This is a genomic window from Parasediminibacterium schistidii, assembly GCF_046546515.1.
Classification (GTDB): Bacteria; Bacteroidota; Bacteroidia; order Chitinophagales; family Chitinophagaceae; genus Parasediminibacterium.
This window is the reverse complement of sequence record NZ_JBKHKJ010000027.1, coordinates 45,820-64,465: the sequence shown is the minus strand read 5'-3', so window position 1 is coordinate 64,465 and position 18,646 is coordinate 45,820. Positions and strand designations below refer to the sequence as shown.

The 18,646-nt window shown below is 40.7% G+C and carries 17 protein-coding genes, 1 tRNA gene and 1 riboswitch; of the genes, 10 read left to right on the top strand and 8 right to left on the bottom strand.

What is annotated here, in order from left to right; all coding sequences use genetic code 11:
* Nucleotides 1-284: 284 nt before the first annotated feature.
* Nucleotides 285-899: a DNA-3-methyladenine glycosylase gene (locus tag ACHFIY_RS15005; protein ID WP_410846927.1), complete on the bottom strand. Its 615-nt coding sequence runs from the start codon at nt 897-899 to the stop codon at nt 285-287.
* Nucleotides 900-1,132: 233 nt separating this feature from the next.
* On the opposite strand from ACHFIY_RS15005, the gene ACHFIY_RS15000 reads away from it, so the two are divergent.
* Nucleotides 1,133-1,918: an EI24 domain-containing protein gene (locus tag ACHFIY_RS15000; RefSeq protein ID WP_410846926.1), complete on the top strand. Its 786-nt coding sequence runs from the start codon at nt 1,133-1,135 to the stop codon at nt 1,916-1,918.
* Nucleotides 1,919-2,278: 360 nt separating this feature from the next.
* The gene (locus tag ACHFIY_RS14995) at nt 2,279-2,971 is read left to right on the top strand and encodes an SAM-dependent methyltransferase (protein ID WP_410846925.1); all 693 of its coding nucleotides are present in this window, start codon (nt 2,279-2,281) and stop codon (nt 2,969-2,971) included.
* Between the two features lie 267 nt (nt 2,972-3,238).
* Here the strand turns inward: ACHFIY_RS14995 and ACHFIY_RS14990 are convergent, their stop codons facing one another.
* The gene (locus tag ACHFIY_RS14990; RefSeq protein ID WP_410846924.1) at nt 3,239-3,691 is read right to left on the bottom strand and encodes a DUF6934 family protein; all 453 of its coding nucleotides are present in this window, start codon (nt 3,689-3,691) and stop codon (nt 3,239-3,241) included.
* A gap of 123 nt (nt 3,692-3,814) precedes the next feature.
* Nucleotides 3,815-4,732 (bottom strand): DUF5655 domain-containing protein, encoded by a 918-nt coding sequence (locus ACHFIY_RS14985; protein WP_410846923.1) that lies wholly within the window; start codon nt 4,730-4,732, stop codon nt 3,815-3,817.
* Nucleotides 4,733-4,969: 237 nt separating this feature from the next.
* Between ACHFIY_RS14985 and ACHFIY_RS14980 the strand changes: the two genes are divergently transcribed.
* A complete protein-coding gene (locus ACHFIY_RS14980; protein WP_410846922.1) occupies nt 4,970-6,169 on the top strand; it encodes a phosphoglycerate kinase in 1,200 nt (399 codons plus the stop codon).
* A gap of 171 nt (nt 6,170-6,340) precedes the next feature.
* On the top strand, nt 6,341-6,619 hold the full coding sequence (locus tag ACHFIY_RS14975) for an Rdx family protein (protein ID WP_410846921.1): 279 nt from the start codon (nt 6,341-6,343) through the stop codon (nt 6,617-6,619).
* A 103-nt stretch (nt 6,620-6,722) separates the two neighbouring features.
* Here the strand turns inward: ACHFIY_RS14975 and ACHFIY_RS14970 are convergent, their stop codons facing one another.
* The 5 genes from ACHFIY_RS14970 to ACHFIY_RS14950 all read right to left on the bottom strand — a co-directional run bounded on the left by ACHFIY_RS14970 (nt 6,723) and on the right by ACHFIY_RS14950 (nt 10,501).
* On the bottom strand, nt 6,723-6,938 hold the full coding sequence (locus tag ACHFIY_RS14970) for a hypothetical protein (protein ID WP_410846920.1): 216 nt from the start codon (nt 6,936-6,938) through the stop codon (nt 6,723-6,725).
* Nucleotides 6,939-7,014: 76 nt separating this feature from the next.
* Nucleotides 7,015-8,331: a ribosome biogenesis GTPase Der gene (gene der / locus ACHFIY_RS14965; RefSeq protein WP_410846919.1), complete on the bottom strand. Its 1,317-nt coding sequence runs from the start codon at nt 8,329-8,331 to the stop codon at nt 7,015-7,017.
* Between the two features lie 121 nt (nt 8,332-8,452).
* Complete coding sequence (gene era / locus ACHFIY_RS14960) at nt 8,453-9,325, bottom strand: GTPase Era (protein WP_410846918.1); 873 nt, start codon at nt 9,323-9,325, stop codon at nt 8,453-8,455.
* Nucleotides 9,326-9,502: 177 nt separating this feature from the next.
* A tRNA-Met gene (locus ACHFIY_RS14955) sits at nt 9,503-9,574 on the bottom strand.
* Nucleotides 9,575-9,766: 192 nt separating this feature from the next.
* Nucleotides 9,767-10,501, bottom strand: a complete 735-nt coding sequence (locus tag ACHFIY_RS14950) for a head GIN domain-containing protein (RefSeq protein WP_410846917.1) — start codon at nt 10,499-10,501, stop codon at nt 9,767-9,769.
* A 79-nt stretch (nt 10,502-10,580) separates the two neighbouring features.
* Nucleotides 10,581-10,697: riboswitch (TPP riboswitch) on the top strand.
* Nucleotides 10,698-10,771: 74 nt separating this feature from the next.
* On the opposite strand from ACHFIY_RS14950, the gene ACHFIY_RS14945 reads away from it, so the two are divergent.
* The 6 genes from ACHFIY_RS14945 to ACHFIY_RS14920 all read left to right on the top strand — a co-directional run bounded on the left by ACHFIY_RS14945 (nt 10,772) and on the right by ACHFIY_RS14920 (nt 18,513).
* Nucleotides 10,772-13,168, top strand: a complete 2,397-nt coding sequence (locus ACHFIY_RS14945) for a TonB-dependent receptor (RefSeq protein WP_410846916.1) — start codon at nt 10,772-10,774, stop codon at nt 13,166-13,168.
* A gap of 62 nt (nt 13,169-13,230) precedes the next feature.
* Nucleotides 13,231-13,929 carry a class I SAM-dependent methyltransferase gene (locus tag ACHFIY_RS14940; RefSeq protein ID WP_410846915.1) on the top strand — a complete coding sequence of 233 codons (699 nt, stop codon included), beginning with the start codon at nt 13,231-13,233 and terminating at the stop codon, nt 13,927-13,929.
* Nucleotides 13,930-14,082: 153 nt separating this feature from the next.
* A complete protein-coding gene (locus ACHFIY_RS14935) occupies nt 14,083-15,147 on the top strand; it encodes an AIR synthase family protein (RefSeq protein ID WP_410846914.1) in 1,065 nt (354 codons plus the stop codon).
* Between the two features lie 68 nt (nt 15,148-15,215).
* Nucleotides 15,216-15,857, top strand: a complete 642-nt coding sequence (locus ACHFIY_RS14930) for a thiamine phosphate synthase (protein WP_410846913.1) — start codon at nt 15,216-15,218, stop codon at nt 15,855-15,857.
* An 11-nt stretch (nt 15,858-15,868) separates the two neighbouring features.
* A complete protein-coding gene (locus tag ACHFIY_RS14925; protein WP_410846912.1) occupies nt 15,869-16,141 on the top strand; it encodes a Trm112 family protein in 273 nt (90 codons plus the stop codon).
* Between the two features lie 521 nt (nt 16,142-16,662).
* The gene (locus tag ACHFIY_RS14920) at nt 16,663-18,513 is read left to right on the top strand and encodes a tetratricopeptide repeat-containing sensor histidine kinase (protein WP_410846911.1); all 1,851 of its coding nucleotides are present in this window, start codon (nt 16,663-16,665) and stop codon (nt 18,511-18,513) included.
* The last annotated feature ends 133 nt before the right edge of the window (nt 18,514-18,646 follow it).

Here is an 18,646-nt window from a genome sequence, read left to right as displayed (position 1 = left end):
CTACAAAGTTGGTATTGATTTTGGCTCCGTGCAAAAGAACAATCCTATATGGGGGAAATATGCCCCCATGAGTATCCAAAAATGCCCCCATGATGGGGGAAATGAGAACGAAGAGCAGGTACCAAAGGTAGCGTTCCTGCGATGGTTTTTTATTTTAGCCTTGCGTGCTAACGGGGAGACCACAGCGTAGAGGCAGAAGATTTTCTGCCCTTACAATTAGGCCGTTTTCCGATGGAATTACCCCCTTTTCCTAGTAAGAAGATGGCGTATTATAAAGAGGCTACCTAGGCCTTCTTCCCACTCACATATTTATTCCCCCTTACTATAAACCTATAGGGTAGCAAAGCATCTTCACCAGCATAGTCCACGCCTATCCTTGGCGTAGCTATAATGTCCGATTCTCTATGGGCAAAGCCATCATCGGCCACAAATATTTCATTCCCCATTTCAGAGCCACTATGAAGGGTAGATATGCCCAATGCCTTGGAAACATTTCCCGGCCCTTTGGTGAGGGTGGCATCGGCTTTGTTTTTGTTTACCCTTGCTAGCATTATGTCAATACCTACTAAGGGTTCTACTGCCCTTATCAGAACGGCATGGGGTGTATCTTTTATGCCAGTTACAATATTAAACAGGTGGTGGATGCCATAGCAGAGGTACACATAGCTTACCCCACCTGCGGCATACATTACCTCTGTGCGGTTCGTCCGCCTGCCATTGTAGCTATGCGATGCCTTGTCTATAATACCGTTGTAGGCTTCAGTTTCCACGATCCTGCCAGCGGTTAGAAGACCGTTGAATTGCGTAATCAATATTTTCCCAATCAATCCCCTTGCTACCAGCAATACGTTTTGCTGCTGGAAAAATGTGTTGGGTAGCTGCTGCCATGCTTGCCGCATATCTATTCTTTGGTAGTGGTGTAAATGAAATGAAGTACTTTGCACACGCTAAGGGGCATATAAGTTTTTCGCTTGTAAAGTGTTACCTCACCCCAACCCCAACCTCACTCCTACCTCACCCCAACCCTCTCCAAAGAAGAGGGAGAAGGAACATAGGACAGAGGGCAGGAACAAAGGAGAGGGGCAAAGCGAAAAACTTTGTGTACCCGGTGCTAATATAACCCAGATAAACAGTGCTAAAAGAAATTATTATTGCCTTTCAGGCTTATTATAAGGCCCATCAATTTATAAAAAAGTACAAGCTATGGAAATGGATACTTGTACCGGGCATATTGTATGCCCTGTTGTTTATGGTGAGCATGTATTATTTTGGGCATACCTGCAACAATTTCATAGAATGGCTGAGCTTGGAAACTGGCTTGAAGACATGGCTGGATAAAATGAACAACGGTTTCCTCGGCTTCCTGTTCACGCTCGGCAGCCTGATGATATGGCTGATTATGATGTTGTTTTATTTTTCGTTGTTCAAATATATTTTCTTGGTTATTGGGTCGCCCATTTTCTCTTTTTTAAGTGAAAAAACAGAAGCCATCATGGAAGGGGTGATATACCCTTTCAGCCCGTTGCAACTGGTAAAAGATATTTTCAGGGGCACACGCATCGCCAGCCGCAACGTGGTTTGGCAGTCGGTTTATGAATTGTCTATCTTTATTGTAAGCCCCATACCCATTGCTGGCTGGCTTACGCCTTTTATGGCGGTGTTGATAGAATGTTATTACTATGGCTTTTCGATGCTGGACTATAGCATGGAGCGCAACCACAAAAGCACCAGCGAAAGCATTGCCTTTATTGGGCGGCACAAGGGGCTGGCAATTGGCAACGGGATGGTTTTTTATGCCATGCACTTAATCCCGGTGGTGGGCTGGGTGCTAGCACCTACCTATTCTGTAGTGGCAGCAACCATTAGCTTGATTGCCGTGAGGGACGAAGGGATTGAAAGTGCCGTGGTGAAGGAGTAAATTATTTCCTCTTTTTTTGCCACGAAGACACGAAGGTTCAAAGTGGCACGAAGGAAAGAAGAAGAGGTTTATTGTGTTATAATTCCCCCGATTGAAATCGGGGGCTACAATATCGGTCATGTCTACGGCATTATTTTTTTGTCCACCTGCCTGCCAAATAACTGCTTAAATAAATATGCACGAGGGGCTATACTCTCTAGTTATATAACTTAGAAACATTAACCCTTAATATTTAGCTTTGCGAAAAACTTTGTGTGCTTTGTGGTTAAATCTTGGCTTAAAACCATACTAAGCAGTATTCCTTATCTTGAACATCCTACATTTAAGTCAAGGGCTTTAATCACGCAAATCATTTAATCAGTGGTCTATCTTATCCCTATTTTCCTGCACGAAGATGCTATTGAAACTATCCCTGCCTATATATTGGATGCTGTGAAGCAATCCACTGTTTTTTTTGTGGAGAATGAAAAAACAGCCCGCCGCTACCTGAAACGTTTGTGGAAGGAAATGGTGATTGACGACTACCAATGGTACACCATACACAAAGCGGAAGACCAAGTATTGCAAGCCTTTGCCAAGCATGTGCTACTGGGGCAAAACATTGGCATCATCAGCGAGGCTGGCTGCCCCGGCATTGCAGACCCAGGGCAAGTATTGGTAAACAAAGCCCAGCAAATGGGCGCGCCTGTAAAACCATTGGTGGGGCCCAGTTCTATTTTGCTGGCGTTAATGGCAAGTGGCATGAACGGGCAACAATTTAGGTTTAATGGCTACCTGCCTGTGGATAATATGGAAAGGAAAAACGCAATAAAAGCATTGGAAGCCAGCTCCTTGAAAAGCAACTGCACGGAGATATTTATAGAAACCCCTTACCGCAACAACCCATTGATAAAGGAACTGCTGCAAACCTGCAAAGAAACAACCCTGCTTTGTATTGCCGTGGACATAACTGCACCATCGGAAACCATACAAACAAAAACCATCAAGCAATGGAAGCAGCTAAACCTCGATTTCCATAAAAGGTTGGCTATTTTTTTGTTGCTGGGTGGGTAGGGAGAGTGGAATGGGATGGCTTAAAACAACTGGATAGCTGATGAAATTTAAAGGCATGGATTTTTAGTTTTGCTTTTGAGGGACACGCATAGGCCTCCCCGCCTTTTTTAGAAAGGCTTTTGCTTTCTCCAACTTATCAATAAAAAAAGGCTGCTCCCCAAAATCTTTCATTTCAGGATCTACCTTTATTATTTGTTTTAAAGGTGGCGATTGGTATTTTTTGGGTTGGTTTACCATAGCACAAAAATAACTTGTTTATAGATAATCTTAATTTATTTCAGAAAAATTATTTTTACGCCATCCTGTAAATGCTTCATAGTTAACCCCTTTTTCAAAATACGTCCATTTACCTTCTTTAAATCCCATTACTTCAAAGATAATGTTTATACTTTCCCAGTGTTTGCCAATTTGTGCTTGATATAGACGAGTTCTTGCAGGTGTAGTACCTTGAACCAATATTTCCGCATTATAGTACACAGTGGTAAAGTCAAATATAATACTGCCGACAGTGCCCATTATTTTATCAACATCCTTATTGTTACTTGTAATAGTATCGGTTACTTTACCTGTAAGCGGATTGTAGTCGCCAAACCCAAAATTATAAAGACCAATATCAATCAAAGAGAAACGGGCTATTTTTTCTATTGTTCCATTTGGCCCTTGGCTTTGAAAGGCATAATCTGTAAAATTTGTATTTACTATGTAGTCATATTTATCCAACCCAAACATATCGAAAACAAAATTGGTAGAATTAAAAATTAGAACTCTTTTTCATACTAGCTACATTACCGCAATTTACTGTGTGGTAATAGCTATAACCATTCGTACGATGACTAAATTGGTTTATTCTTTATTTTTTCTTAGCGACTGTTTTAATAAGCTTAACACATAATCTATATCATCTAAGTCACTAAGTTTAATTTCATATGAACCATTGCCCCAATGCCCAACATTTGACACATCTCTGGCAATCCTTTTTTGGTCTTGCAAATCGCCACTTTTAAGGTTAACATATACTTTCAGGCCTTTTCCTTGCAAAACAATATCACAGAAAATATTATTATTCACTTTAAAGCCAATGGTTTGCTTTTTAGGTTGGGTTGTTACATTATCGTCCAGTCCAATAAGTCTTTCTTTAACTTGTTCATATAATTCTCTGGTTTCAAAGTCCACTTTCTGTAAATGGTCTTGTTCAGTAAATACTTTAACTTCTTTACTCACAGTTTCAACAATTTCATCATTTCTAGAAATCGTTTTTATGCTTTCTTTCGCAGAAGTTTTTTGAATTTGTTCAAACGAAATTGTATCATTTTGAAACCTTTTTATTTCATAAAGTTCAATAGGCAAGTCTTTAAAGTTAATAGCCTCCCTTTGGTAGTTGGTGAAGAACGGGGAAACAAAAAGCACTTTAGATTGAGTCCAATCAACATCGTTTCTTTTTAAGGTTGTCTGCTGGCTTTCATTGAATTCAAGGATAAAATCTGCTTTATTGTTTAGCATTAATGAGAGATATGCGTAGCCTTGGTCAATTACGCTGAAATTTTTATCCCGTTTATATTCAATTATAACAAATGATTTATTTTCCCTGTCGAAAGCTAATGTGTCAATACGAAAGTTATTTAATGCAAACTCTGTTCTTATAAAGTCAAGACTCAAGAGCGAGTTTAAGTTTTTTTCTACAATATTCTGAATGTCCTTTTCAAATTTAAATTGGAGTTCTTTAATAAATTCAAGCTGCTGACCAAGTTTGTATATTGCCATATTAATTTCGTTAGACCTCTTTTTATTATACCACGATCACAAATATTTACTTTATTACTCGTATTTCCAAACAAAAAATCATTATGCCTTATATTTTTGTACGCTGAAAAACAAAACATACAATCAATAACGCAAACAATTTCATTATTTATTGTGCTTTGTATTTTTACTTTACATTTGAGACTTAAATATTTTACAAACACAAATCAAACCTTAATAGAAATAAACGTTTAAAACATGAGCAAATTTTCAGGTCACAATTTTTCGGGGCAGAAAGCATTGATCCGTGTGGATTTTAATGTGCCATTAGATAAGCAAACCCTTGCCATTACCGACGACAACAGGATGCGGGCTGCCATCCCAACCATAGAAAAAATATTGAAAGATGGCGGCAGTGTTATCTTGATGAGCCATCTAGGTAGGCCAAAGGGCGGGCCAGAGGAGAAATATTCCTTAAAACACATCGTGATGCACCTAAGCGAGTTGCTTGGCGGGATTGACGTGCAGTTTGCAGACGATTGCATTGGCGAATCTGCAGTGGAACTGGCCGCTGGCCTACAGCCAGGCGATGTGTTGCTGCTGGAAAACCTACGTTTTTACAAAGAAGAAGAAGCTGGCGACGAAGCCTTTGCAGAAAAACTAAGCAAACTAGGGGATGTATATGTAAACGATGCGTTTGGCACCGCCCACAGGGCACATGCCAGCACGGCAGTGATAGCCAAATACTTTGCAGCCGATAGCAAAATGTTTGGCTTGCTGATGAACAGCGAGGTAGCCAGTGCAGAAAAAGTAATGCACGAAAGCGAAAAACCATTCACGGCCATTATAGGCGGTGCAAAAGTGTCTGACAAAATATTGATTATTGAAAACCTGCTGGAAAGGGCTACCGATATTATTATTGGCGGGGGCATGGCTTATACATTCATGAAAGCAGAAGGTGGCCATATTGGAAAAAGCCTTTGCGAAGACGACCGCCTGGAAATGGCGCTTGACCTATTGAAAAAAGCAGAAGCCAAAGGCGTATGCATACACCTGCCAAGCGATAGCATTGTTGCAGACAATTTTGCTGCCGATGCCAATACATCTACCGCACCAAGCAACCAAATTCCTGATGGCTGGATGGGGCTAGACATTGGGCCAAACGCAGCAGAGCAGTTTGCCAATGTGATTAAACGCTCTAAAACCATTTTGTGGAACGGGCCAATGGGGGTGTTTGAAATGGAAAAATTCCAACACGGCACCAAGGCTATTGCCATTGCCGTAACAGAAGCTACTGCCCATGGGGCATTTAGTTTAGTAGGCGGGGGCGACAGCGTTGCTGCTGTGAACCAATTTGGCTTTGCAGACAAAGTAAGCTATGTAAGCACCGGCGGTGGTGCCATGCTGGAATATTTTGAAGGGAAGGTTTTGCCAGGGATTGCGGCAATAACGGAATAATTTTCTTTGTTTTAAGTTTTGTGTTTTAAGTTCTAAGTTTCATAAAGCAAAACGCTAGCCCTTTCAGGGTTAGCGTTTTCTATTTTAACATGAACATACCCAAAAACCAAAACTTAAAATATAAAATCCCCCTAAATTAAAACTCAAAACATAGAACTTAAAACAAAAAAAATGAAGCCTACCATCACTATAGAATATTGCCCAAAATGCAACTGGCTGCTAAGGGCTGCATACATGGCGCAAGAAATATTAACTACGTTTGAGGAAGACCTACATGGCGTATTATTGCAACCCAGCGAAACAAGTGGCAAGTTTGCCATTTACATTGATGGTCAGCAAACATTTGACCGCAAAGAAGCAGGAGGCTTTATAGACATAAAAGCATTGAAGCAATTGATAAGGGACGAGGTGAACCCCGGGAAAAGCTTGGGGCATTCTGATAGGAAGTAGATTATGGACTTCAGCAATAAATTAATCTTTATTTTCAACATAGGCACAAAAAAAGCTGCCTCTTTTGGAGGCAGCCCTTAATAAGATGAAAATACTTAAAAAATTACATTTTTTTAGCAGAATCAGTTACAGCTTTTTTAGTAGAATCAACTGCTTTCTTGGTAGTATCAGCAGCAGCTTTTGCAGCAGAATCAGCAGCAGCAGCCATTTTGATAGAATCAGCGATTTTAGTTGAATCAACAGCAGCGGCTTTGTTTTCACCACTACCACAAGCAGCAAATACAACTGCTAAAGAAAGGATTGCGAATAATTTTTTCATTGTAATTTTTAATTAACTTTTATAATTAGTGTGCAAATATAAGCGTACAATCGAAACAGCCAAATTTTTTATATACTTATTTTTTCCTAAAGAATATCCTTATTGGCACGCCTTTAAAGTCAAAATGCTGCCGCAACTGGTTTTCCAAGTAATTTTTGTATGCCATTTTAATATCATCTGGGTAATTGGTAAAAAAAGCAAAAGAAGGCACGTGTGTAGGGATCTGGGTTACATATTTTATCTTCACCAAATTGCCTCTCACCACCGGGGCCTGATAGCTTTCAATTGCCTTTAGCATTACTTCATTCAATTTTGAAGTAGCTATACGGCGTTTCTTGCTTTCATAAACCTCCAACGCCGTTTCTATTACTTTAAAAACCCTTGTCTTGTCTTTGGCAGAAATGAAAATTACTGGCACGTCTGTAAAAGGCGCTATTTTTTGTTTCAACAATTTTTCATAATCACGGGCTGTATTGGTAGATTTCTCTACCAAATCCCATTTGTTTACTAATACCACTACACCCTTGCCTTTACGGGTTGCAAGGCTGAATATGCTAACGTCTTGCGCAGTAATGCCGTTCACTGCATCAATTACCAACAAGCAAACATCGGCCTCGTCCATTGCTCTAATAGCACGTATTACAGAGTAGAACTCCAAATCTTCCTTTTCCTTCGATTTTTTTCTTAGCCCGGCGGTATCTATCAGTATAAATTCCTTTTGGAAAAGGTTGTAGTGCGTATGTATCGTATCCCTTGTGGTGCCTGCAATTTCGCTTACGATTGTCCTTTCCTCGCCTACCATGGCGTTCAACAAGGAAGACTTACCCGCATTGGGCTGCCCCATGATGGCAAATTTTGGCAGTTCTACTTCATTTAGAGCAGCATCCACGTCTTCCTGCGTTATTGGCTCTACTAGGGCATCTAGCAATTCACCAGTACCAGTACCGCTAAGGCAACTAACCGTGTATAACACATCAAAGCCAAGGCTGTAAAACTCGGTGGCATCTAGGTTGCGTTGGCCATTATCTACCTTGTTAACCACTAGGTAAACAGGCTTCGTGCTGCGGCGGAGCAAATCGGCCATAGACTCGTCAAGCTCTGTAATGCCAGTTGTAACATCTACCATGAATATGATGGCATTAGCTTCCTCAATGGCTATTTTTACCTGTTTCCGTATCTCTGTTTCAAAAATATCGGCACTGTTTGGTACAAAGCCTCCCGTGTCTATCAGGTTGAACAATTTACCGTTCCAGTCTGCAACGCCATATTGCCTGTCACGGGTTACGCCGCTTACATCGTCCACAATAGCTTTACGCTGTTCCAACAAACGGTTGAACAAAGTACTCTTGCCCACGTTGGGTCTGCCTGCTATTGCTATTGTATATCCACCCATGATTTTTATATTTTGCCTCTATCCCCTAAAGGAGTATTAAAGACTGACTTCTGATTAAAATTAAGCCCTTCTCTTAATTGGGCTACTAATTCCTAATTTATAATTCTTAATTCCTAATTCTCTAATGGTATCCGTATTCCTTCAACTTCAAATCGTTGTCCCGCCATTTAGGCCTCACTTTTACAAACAGTTCCAAAAAAACTTTTTGCTGTATGAATGCCTCAATATCTAAGCGGGCTGCCGTACCTATTTTCTTCACCATGCTTCCTTTATCGCCAATAATGATAGATTTTTGTGTATCACGGTTCACGATAATGTCTGCCTGTATCTTGGTCAAGGAGTCTTTCTCCTTGTATTCATTGATCAACACGGCAGTATGGTAAGGTATTTCATCGCCAAATAATTCGTATATCTTCTCCCTGATGATTTCACTTACAAAGAAACGGGTAGGCAAGTCGCTCAAATCATCCTCGCTATAAAAAGGCACGCCTTCTGGCAAGCCTTCCAAAATAGCAGCCAATAATTTTTGCAAATGGTTTTTCTGCAAGGCAGATATGCGTATGGTTTGCTTGCAATAAGGCTTGTCTTTAAAAAAAGCCTCTGCCTCTGCAATCTTTCCGTTTTGGGCAATGTCTATTTTATTTAGCACCACCAAGCAAGGTACTTTTAGTTTCAATGCTTGGAAAATGGCATCGCATTCTTGCAAGCCATCATTAACATCCAGTATCAGCAATGCCAAATCTGCGTCTTCCAATGCGCCTTTCACGGCGTGCATCATTTTTTCGTGCAGCTTGTACTTCGCTTCTATAATGCCAGGGGTGTCGGAAAATATAATTTGGTATTCGCCCGGCTTGTTCAAAAATGCCTTGATGCGGTGCCTAGTCGTTTGCACTTTAGGCGACACGATGGCCATTTTCTCCCCCATCAACGCATTGAGCAATGTGCTTTTGCCTGCGTTGGGTTTGCCAAAAATGTTTACAAAGCCTGCTTTCATGTTTGCAATTTAATGTTATTTTTTGCCACAAAGGGGCAAAGACAGAAAGCAGCACCAAGGAGAAAAAAGAAAAGTATTACCTGCTTAAAATGTCTTTTTTATGTACAGTTTATACGCTCAAATATATATCAACTGCTAGAAATAAAAAAAGCCTTCTTCCGAAGGCTCTTCCTAAAGTTGCGAGGATAGGGTTCGAACCTATGACCTTCGGGTTATGAGCCCGACGAGCTACCGCTGCTCTACCTCGCGATTTGTTTGGGGTGTAAATGTAAGGATTTTTTTGGTAACAAAGAATAAATATTTTAAAAGCCAATGAATTTTACAAGAAAACTGGCTGCGAAGTTGTTTAGGTTACATGAAAATTTCCGCTTTGCACTATAATATTTGGCAACTTTTCAAAAGTTGCCAAATCATAAACCTTATGACTTATTACTTACCACTTTACTCCCCCTCTGCCTTCTTTTTTATTGAAGCACCGCCACTAGCGTCCATGTATTTAATTACGCCATCGCCTTTGTAATACACGCAGCTGCCACCACTTGCCTCGGCAGTTAGTTCTTTGTTTACCCTTATGCGTACACTGGCTGCGCCACTAGCGTCTATTTTGCACATAGCTGTTTTCAGTTCGTACCCTTTTATGGAAGATGCCCCGCTTGCATCTATGGTAACATCCGATGCCATTCCAGACACTTTCATATTCGATGCACCGCTTGCATCTAGTTTTAAATTACTAGCAACAATATCGCCTACAAAATCGCTGGCGCCAGACATTTCTATTTTTAGGTCGGCCGCTTTTATTGTTTGTGGGGCTTTTACGTTACAGGCTCCCGATGCTTCTATCCTATTTAGGTTCTTGAAAGTTACATAGGCTTTCATTTTGGCATTACCCCAGCTTTTCCAGCCACTGCCTTGGTTGTCGAAATATATTTTCAATACTCCATTTTTCACTTCTGTTTTTATTTTAGCAGCAATTTCGCTGGATGAGCCGCTTACGGCCACGGCTTCCTCATTGCCTTGGGATAGGTACAGGTCTATAGCACCAGAAACTTCTACTTCATGGAAATTTTTTGCAACCCTTGCCACGGCATTGGCATCATACACAATGTTTTTTTCATTTTGCCCCATGCAGCTTGTTGTTGCAAAAGCAATTAATATTGGCACTAAAAACTTCTTCATAACTATCCTTCTTTCTTGTTATAACGGTCAACTTGAAATTATGTTACAAATATTTACTCAAAAATCCATTTACTTTGCCGATAATTCCTCGGGGTGCTAATTTTTGGTGTGTGGATCCCACACTGAAAAAGCTGAGATAATACCCGTAGAACCTGAACAGGGTAATGCCTGCGAAGGGAAGGCGTACAAATTTTACTGTAAAACGTTCCTCTCCTCTTAGCTACTTTATTATTCTGTTCCCAAATTTTTCAAACTTTTAAACAAAAAGAAATGAAACAATTATTGGGAACATTGGCCGTGACACTCACCTGCCTTTTTTCCATTGCACAAAAAACACAGAAAACTTCCGTTAGCGGACAAGTAATTGACTGGGCAACACAGAAACCTGTGCCATCCGCCAGTTTGCAACTAGGCAATACTATTGCCATAGCCGATGAAAACGGTCAGTTCAAATTCATCAAATTAGCCAAGGGGCATTATGTTATTGTAGCCAGCAGTGTTGGTTATATGGAAAGTGTAGAAACAATCGATATCCCAACAAACAATACTATCGTCATTAAACTGAAAAGTAGCCCACTTTTCTTGCAGGCATTGGAAGTAAAGTCTTTACGGGCAAGTGACAAATCGCCTTTTACCAAAACCAATTTGGGCAAAAACCAGTTGGCCAAAACCAACTTGGGTCAAGACTTGCCTTTTATGTTGAACCAAACACCTTCTACAGTTATTGCATCCGATGCGGGCAATGGCGTAGGGTATACCCGTGTTTCCATTAGGGGTGTAGATGCACAGCGCACTAATGTTACCATCAATGGCATCCCGTACAATGATGCGGAAGACCAAGGGGTTTATTTTGTAGATATGCCAGACTTTACATCCTCCCTTAATTCTATCCAGATACAAAGAGGTGTGGGCACATCGTCCAATGGAACAGGTGCTTTTGGTGCGGGCATCAACCTACAAACCAATGAGTTCAATGAAAAAGCCTATGCAGAAATCAATAATAGCTATGGTTCTTTCAATACCATTAAAAATACTGTAAAGGTTGGCTCGGGCTTAATTAATAACCATTTTACGTTTGATGCACGCCTCAGCAGGGTTGTAAGCGATGGGTATATAGACAGGGCTGCTAGTAACTTGCAATCTTTCGCTATTTCTGCAGCTTATATCAATAAAAGCACCTCTATAAGGCTGAATATCTTTTCTGGCACAGAAAAAACTTACCAAGCTTGGTATGGTGTTGCCCAAGATTCATTGGCAACGCATAGAACCGACAATCCTGAAGGAGCGAAAAGCAATGGCACTTTCTACCCTAACCAAACAGATAATTACCTGCAAAACCAGTATCAGTTGTTTTTTAATACCGCATTAAGCAAACGCTTATCCTTTAGCACTGCTTTTTTCTTTACACCTGGAAAAGGCTATTACGAAGAGTATGATAATAGTGGTTATTATGCTAGCTATGGTCTACCTAACCATATTATTGGAACAGATACCATTACCCAATCTGATTTCGTAAGGCAAAAATGGTTGAACAATAAATTCTATGGGCAAATTGGTTCATTGCAATATAAAACAGAAAAAGACCAAATAATACTAGGTGGTGGCTGGAGCCGCTATGAAGGCGGGCACTATGGCAATGTGATTTGGGCACAAAATGGAGGTGTTGAAAAAGACTACCAGTGGTACAACAACCAAGCTTTGAAAGGCGATGCAAATATTTATGCTAAATGGGAACATCAATTGACTAACCAATTACAATTTTATGCCGATGCCCAATACAAATACGTATTCCATAGGATGAATGGATTTGATAGTGACCCTACTAGATTGGTGAGCAAGGAATTTAATTTCTTCAATCCTAAACTAGGCATTAGTTACAACCATAAAGGATGGCAGGTATATGCCAGCTATGCAGTTGCCAATAAAGAACCCAACCGTACCGATTTTGAAAATGCCATTGCAGGCAACGACCCAAAACCAGAACGCCTGAACGACCTTGAACTAGGTGTAGAGAAAAAAAACCACACCTATGCCTACGGTGCTACTTTCTATTATATGAATTACAAAGACCAATTGGTATTGACTGGAAAATTGGATGATGTAGGTCTTGCCATAAGGTCAAATACACCCAATAGCCACCGTGCTGGTATAGAATTACAAGGTAGCATTATCATCAACAATTGGCTAAATGCTAGTGGGAATATTACATTGAGCAGCAATAAAATAAAAGCGTTTACAGAGCATATTTATAGTTATGATGACAACTACAACGTAGTTGGGGATTCTGTAGTACAGCACTCAAATACCAATATCTCCTTTTCGCCTAATAAGATTGCGGCAGCAACTATCAACATATTGCCTTGCAAACATCTAGAATTAAGCTTACTGAGTAAATATGTTGGCAGGCAGTATATGGATAATACGCAAAACAAAGACCGCAGCCTAGGCGATTATTACACACAGGATATCCGTGCTATTATTACCCTGAAAGGGAAAATAATAAAAGAATGCAACTTGATTGCGCAGGTAAACAATGTGTTAAATAGGTTGTACGAACCAAATGGGGCTACTTATCCCGCTGTTTATAGCGGGTATTATACCAATGGCAATTATTATTTCCCAATGGCAGGCACCAACTATATGGTTGGGCTGAATATAAAGTTGTAGCCTTTTCAACTTCCCGAAAGTTTTAAACTTTCGGGAAGTTCATCACCTTTAAAACCTATACCATGAAGTTTGAAATGATGACCAACCACCTGCAAAACTGGCAAGATAGGCAGGAGTGGTTCTTTAACAGAGAGCATACCGACACTTACGAACAGTGGTACGAAGGCCGCTACAAACGTGCCGAAGTATGGCAAAAGAAAGTAATTGGCGAGCTGATATTAAAAGATACCCGTGTAAAAACCCTGTTGGAATATGGTTGCGGAACTACCCGCTTTACCCGTTGGTGGAAAGATATTGGCATAGATGCTACCGGTGCCGATTTATCGCCTTTTATGTTGGGGCAAGGGGTGCATTTATTTGGTGGTGACTTGGTTTTGGCAGACAGCCACCATATGCCTTTTAGGGATGGTGCATTTGATGCACTAGCCTTCATTACCACATTCGAATACTACAAAGATCCGGTAAAAGTAATACGTGAGGCTGCCCGGGTGGGTAAATATGGTATTGTTTTCGGGATGATGAACAGGAATACCACCAAGTTTGTCCGCAGGCGGGTGCAACAATTTTTTGGCAAGAACCCGTTTTATGTAACGGCCACATTTTATACCCCTGAAATATTGATTGCCCTTATCCACGAAGCACTTGCTGGCATGGATTATACCATTGAATGGAGTTGCACAGGCTTACCCAAGTGGTTTCCCGTACAACAATGGAGCGTGCCCTATGGCGATTTCTTTGGATTGCATGTAAAGTTTAATTAGCAGGCAAAGAGGCAAAGAGAGTTATGAATTATAAATTATGAGTTTTTCTGGCACTACGTTTCGCGTCCATCTTCCACTCTTTGCCTTTTTTTATAACTGTTTGCCTCCTTGCCTCACTTACCACTTATTACTTACCACTTACAACTTAAACCCATGTCCTCTTTCCCCGATGCAGGTAAAATACAGGAAGGCTTCTTCAGCGAAGTCATCTTCCCCAATTGTGGCAAGCAAAGGCCAGAAGTATTAGTTGGCTCCCAATATGGGGTAGATGTTTCAGTTATACAACTACCCGGCGGCATGGCTATGGCACTAACCAGCGACCCGCTTACCCTGATACCATCCTTGGGTTTGCGGGAATCGGCATGGTTATCTGTGCAAATATTGGCAAATGATATGGTTACTACTGGCTTTGCACCCATGTACGCCCAGTTTGTATTGAATCTTCCCACCACCGTAAATACAGCGCAATTCAAAGAATACTGGCAACATGTACATGGTTATTGCGAGGAAATAGGCATTGCCATTACAGGAGGGCATACCGGGCAAGTGGTGGGTCAAAACTCTACCGTTGCGGGTGGTGGCACCATGATAACGGTAGCTCCCGAAACTTCTATATTGACTAGCAACAAAGCGAAAGCGGGCAATATGATTATTGTTACCAAAAGTGCGGCATTAACGGCTAGTTCCGTATTGGCGATGAGTTTCCCCGAAACCGTGACGGCAAAAGCAGGAAAAGAAGTTTGGCAGCAAGGCTGCGAGGCATTTTACCAAACATCTTCCTTGCAGGATGGATTGGTCGCAGCACTTGCATCCGAGGGTTGCACCGAAGTAACTGCCATGCACGATGTAACCGAAGGCGGTGTATTGGGGGCTATTTACGAAATGGCTACGGCAGCCAATTGTGGTGTAATGGTAGACAATGATAAAATACCCGTGGGTGAAGTACAAAAAAGCATCTGCAACATTTTCCACCTTGACCCAAGGTATGTAGTGGGTGCGGGTTCCATTATTATTGCAGCAAAGGCAGAAACAGCAGGGAATGTTTTAAATCGCTTGCAGGAAAAGAATATTGAAGCAGTAGTAGTTGGGCATTTTACAGAAAATACCGAGGGGAAGATACTGTTGTCCAATGACGATAAAAAGCAGCCCCTTACCCATCCGGGCTTGGATGCCTATTGGGACACCTTTTACAATGCCTTTGCCGAAGGCTGGAAATAATACTTAACGTAAAACGTATAACGTACAACGTAAAACTTAAAACGTACAACTTTCAACGTAAAACTCCCATGGACAAACAACATTTCACCATAAAACAAGGGCTTTATCTAGTGATTGACCCATCCATGCCCTTACCTATTTTAGTAGAAAAAGTAGCGGCGGCTTTGCAAGGAGGGGTAGATATCATACAGATATGGAACTATTTTAAAGAGGGGGTTGATAAGGCAGAAATTATTGGCTCTATTGTGAACCTTGCACATAAAAACAATGTACCCGTATTAATCAATGAGGATACCAGTTTACTAAGCCTGGTTGACGGCATCCATTTCGATGAAATACCGCCTGATTTCAGCCGTTTCAAACAATCTTTGGGCAAGCATAAAATCATTGGCATTACCTGCGGAAACAACTTTAGCAAGATAGAATGGGCAGTGGAAAACGAACTGGATTATATTTCTTTCTGTTCTGTTTTCCCTTCCAAATCGGTAAACACCTGCGATTTGGTAAGCCGAGACATCATACAAAAAACAAGGGCTTTCACGCAAATGCCCATCTTCCTTTCTGGGGGCATAGACTTAAACAACCTACCCTTATTAAAAGACACAGGGCTAGATGGTATCGCGGTTATATCAGGCATTATGGGTACAGAAAACCCTGCATTATCCGCATCGGCATATAAACATGCTCTAGCTCAATTGAATCATATTTAAACAACATACACATGAAAAAATCCTTTGCAGACAAATTGGTTTGCCCAGTAGACAAAAGCGAATTGAAACTACAAGTATTTGCTACCAACACAGACCAGGAAATTATTGAAGGCTTGTTTACCTGCCCTACATGCAAGCGTTATTATCCCGTAATCTATGGCTTGCCCATCATGAGCCCAGACGAATACCGTCAGTTCCATCTTGAACAACCTATGTTGGAAAAATGGGGGCACCAAATAAGCAACGGTACGCCAACTCCCAAGTTTTTATTGGAAGATAAATAAGGGTATAATATGGATTGAATTTAGTAGCGCACCATAGCAAGAAATCGAAAATGGCTCCTTTATAGGAACAGTATGAAGACAGTTTGGAGAGTGTATGAAAACGATATTGGCTAAATAAGCACCTGATAAAGGCAGGGTTCGGTTTCCTTCTTTAATGAACCCACCTGCCAAAACTACCCATTAATCCAAAGCTAATAAAGCAAATGGTGCAACATATCCAACTGTTTATGACATCCAGCCTTCCAATATCCCTTACTACCTCACATATACATCTTGTAGTAGCATGGATGATTTTCGTCATCAATCTTGATTAAACCTTTGTGTAAAGCAAATTTTAGCATAATTTCGCTGTTGCTGTACACAGTAGTTTCCTACAATTGTACAGCAACTTTTACTCCCTTAATAATGCTTACAGAGAAAATCAGGACTTTTGTTTATACGTTCAGTTTGCTATTCATTTTTTACGCTGGTAGTTTTGCACAGCCACGGAAATACCATTGTTAAAAAAACGGGTAGACAGTTTGAAACACCAACAGGGCTACCAGAAAGACACGGTCTATATCACTACCCTTTGCTTATTGTCTAAAGGCTATTACTCTTTGGATGCCGATAGTATGCGCTACTTTGCCCGCACCGCTTTGTCCCTTTCGCAACAATCAGGCTACTTAAAAGGGCAGGCCGAAAGCCTGCGGCTAATTGCGAGTAGTTATCGCCTAACGAGTGATATGGTGCAGATGTTCAATTATTACCAGCAGTCACTTTCTATAGCCGAAAAAATAAAGGACAAAAGGCTGATAGCAAAAGTAAATTCCAACTTAGGTATCTATTATAGCTCCACGGCTAAATATGACGAAGCCCTTTTGTATACCAGAAAAGCTTACCAAACCTACGTTTCCATGGGTAGTAAGCCAGACATGGCAGGTTCGCTATCCGATTTGGGTGATGACTACTTTTACAAAAAGCAATATGACAGTGCTTTATACTACAACCAACTAGGGTTTCAATTGGCTGTATCTATCAACAACCCCTATATTATTGCCTTTATAAATAGTTCCATTGGCAATATACACTTTGCCAATGGGCGCTATCAGGAGGCTTTGCTGCACTTTACTCCTTCCTATCATTACTATATAAGCACAAAGGACAAATTGGGCAAAATAAATACCTCTGTCTTTATTGGTCAATGCTACCTTAAATTAAATAGGAACGATTCAGCCATTTTTTATGCTAGCCAAGCATTGGAGGCTGCGCAAAGCATTAAACTAAAAAGGGAACCCATGGACGCCTCCGAAATTTTAGCGGGTGCATACCAAAACAAAAAAGACATCGCACATGCTTTTACCTACTTCAAGCTATTTAAAACCTATTCTGATAGCGTGTTTAATGAAGACACACGAAAAAAAACCTATGAACTAGAAACAAAATATGCCTATGAAAAAAAGGAAAGGGCAAGGCAAGAAGAACAAGAACGAAAAGACTTTATAGCACAGAACGAGCTACAGAATGCACGTCAAAAAACCTTATTGGCTGCACTATCGGCCATTCTAGCCTGCTTGGCTGCCGTTGTTTTATATATAAGTAGAGCAAATAAACAGAAATCTAACCTGCTTTTAAATGAAAAAAACCAGAAAATAAGCAAGCAAAAGGAAGAACTGGAAAAACAAGCTAAGGCATTAGAGGTAAATAACCATTTTAAGGATAAGTTATTCTCTATTGTATCACACGATTTGCGCAGCCCTTTAAATTCGCTGAAAGGAGTATTGAATTTATGGCAAAGAAAAAAAATACAGGAAGCACAGTTGGAAACCCTGGTGGCAGGGCTTACAAAGCAGGTAAACAATGCTTCTGACCTTGTTGCTACTTTATTTAATTGGGCAAACAGCCAAATGAATGGCCTAGTGGTTACTCCTGCCAATATAAATATCCTCGAAACGAGCAAATCGACTTTTGCATTGCTACAGGAGCAAGCAAACGAAAAACAACTAGACCTGCAACTAGCAATACCCGAAGCATTAGAGGTTTATGCAGACCCCAACATGGTACAAATTATTTTTCGCAACCTCGTTAGCAATGCCATTAAGTTTTGCAACAAAGGCAATACAATACAAATAGAAGCAGTCAAAGCAAATGCCCATACAATAGAAATACGCATTAAAGATACTGGCACAGGCATAAACGAAGATGTACTAAAAAAAATACAAAACCATGAAAGCATAACTACCAATGGCACTTCGCAGGAAAAAGGGACAGGCCTGGGCTTGTTGCTTTGCAAGGAGTTTGTGGAGAAAAATGGCGGGCAGTTTTGGGTAACCAGCGAGGTAGGCAAAGGGAGTATTTTTTACTTTACGCTGCCAGCCGTAGCAATGGCGTAATTACATTGTAAAAGAGTCATACCAGTAAGGGCAGAAAATCTTCTGCCCTTACGCTGAGGACGCAGCCACTGATTATCCACTTTTTGCACATTTACACAAATCTAACTTCCACTTTTGCTTTTTTTATACCCAA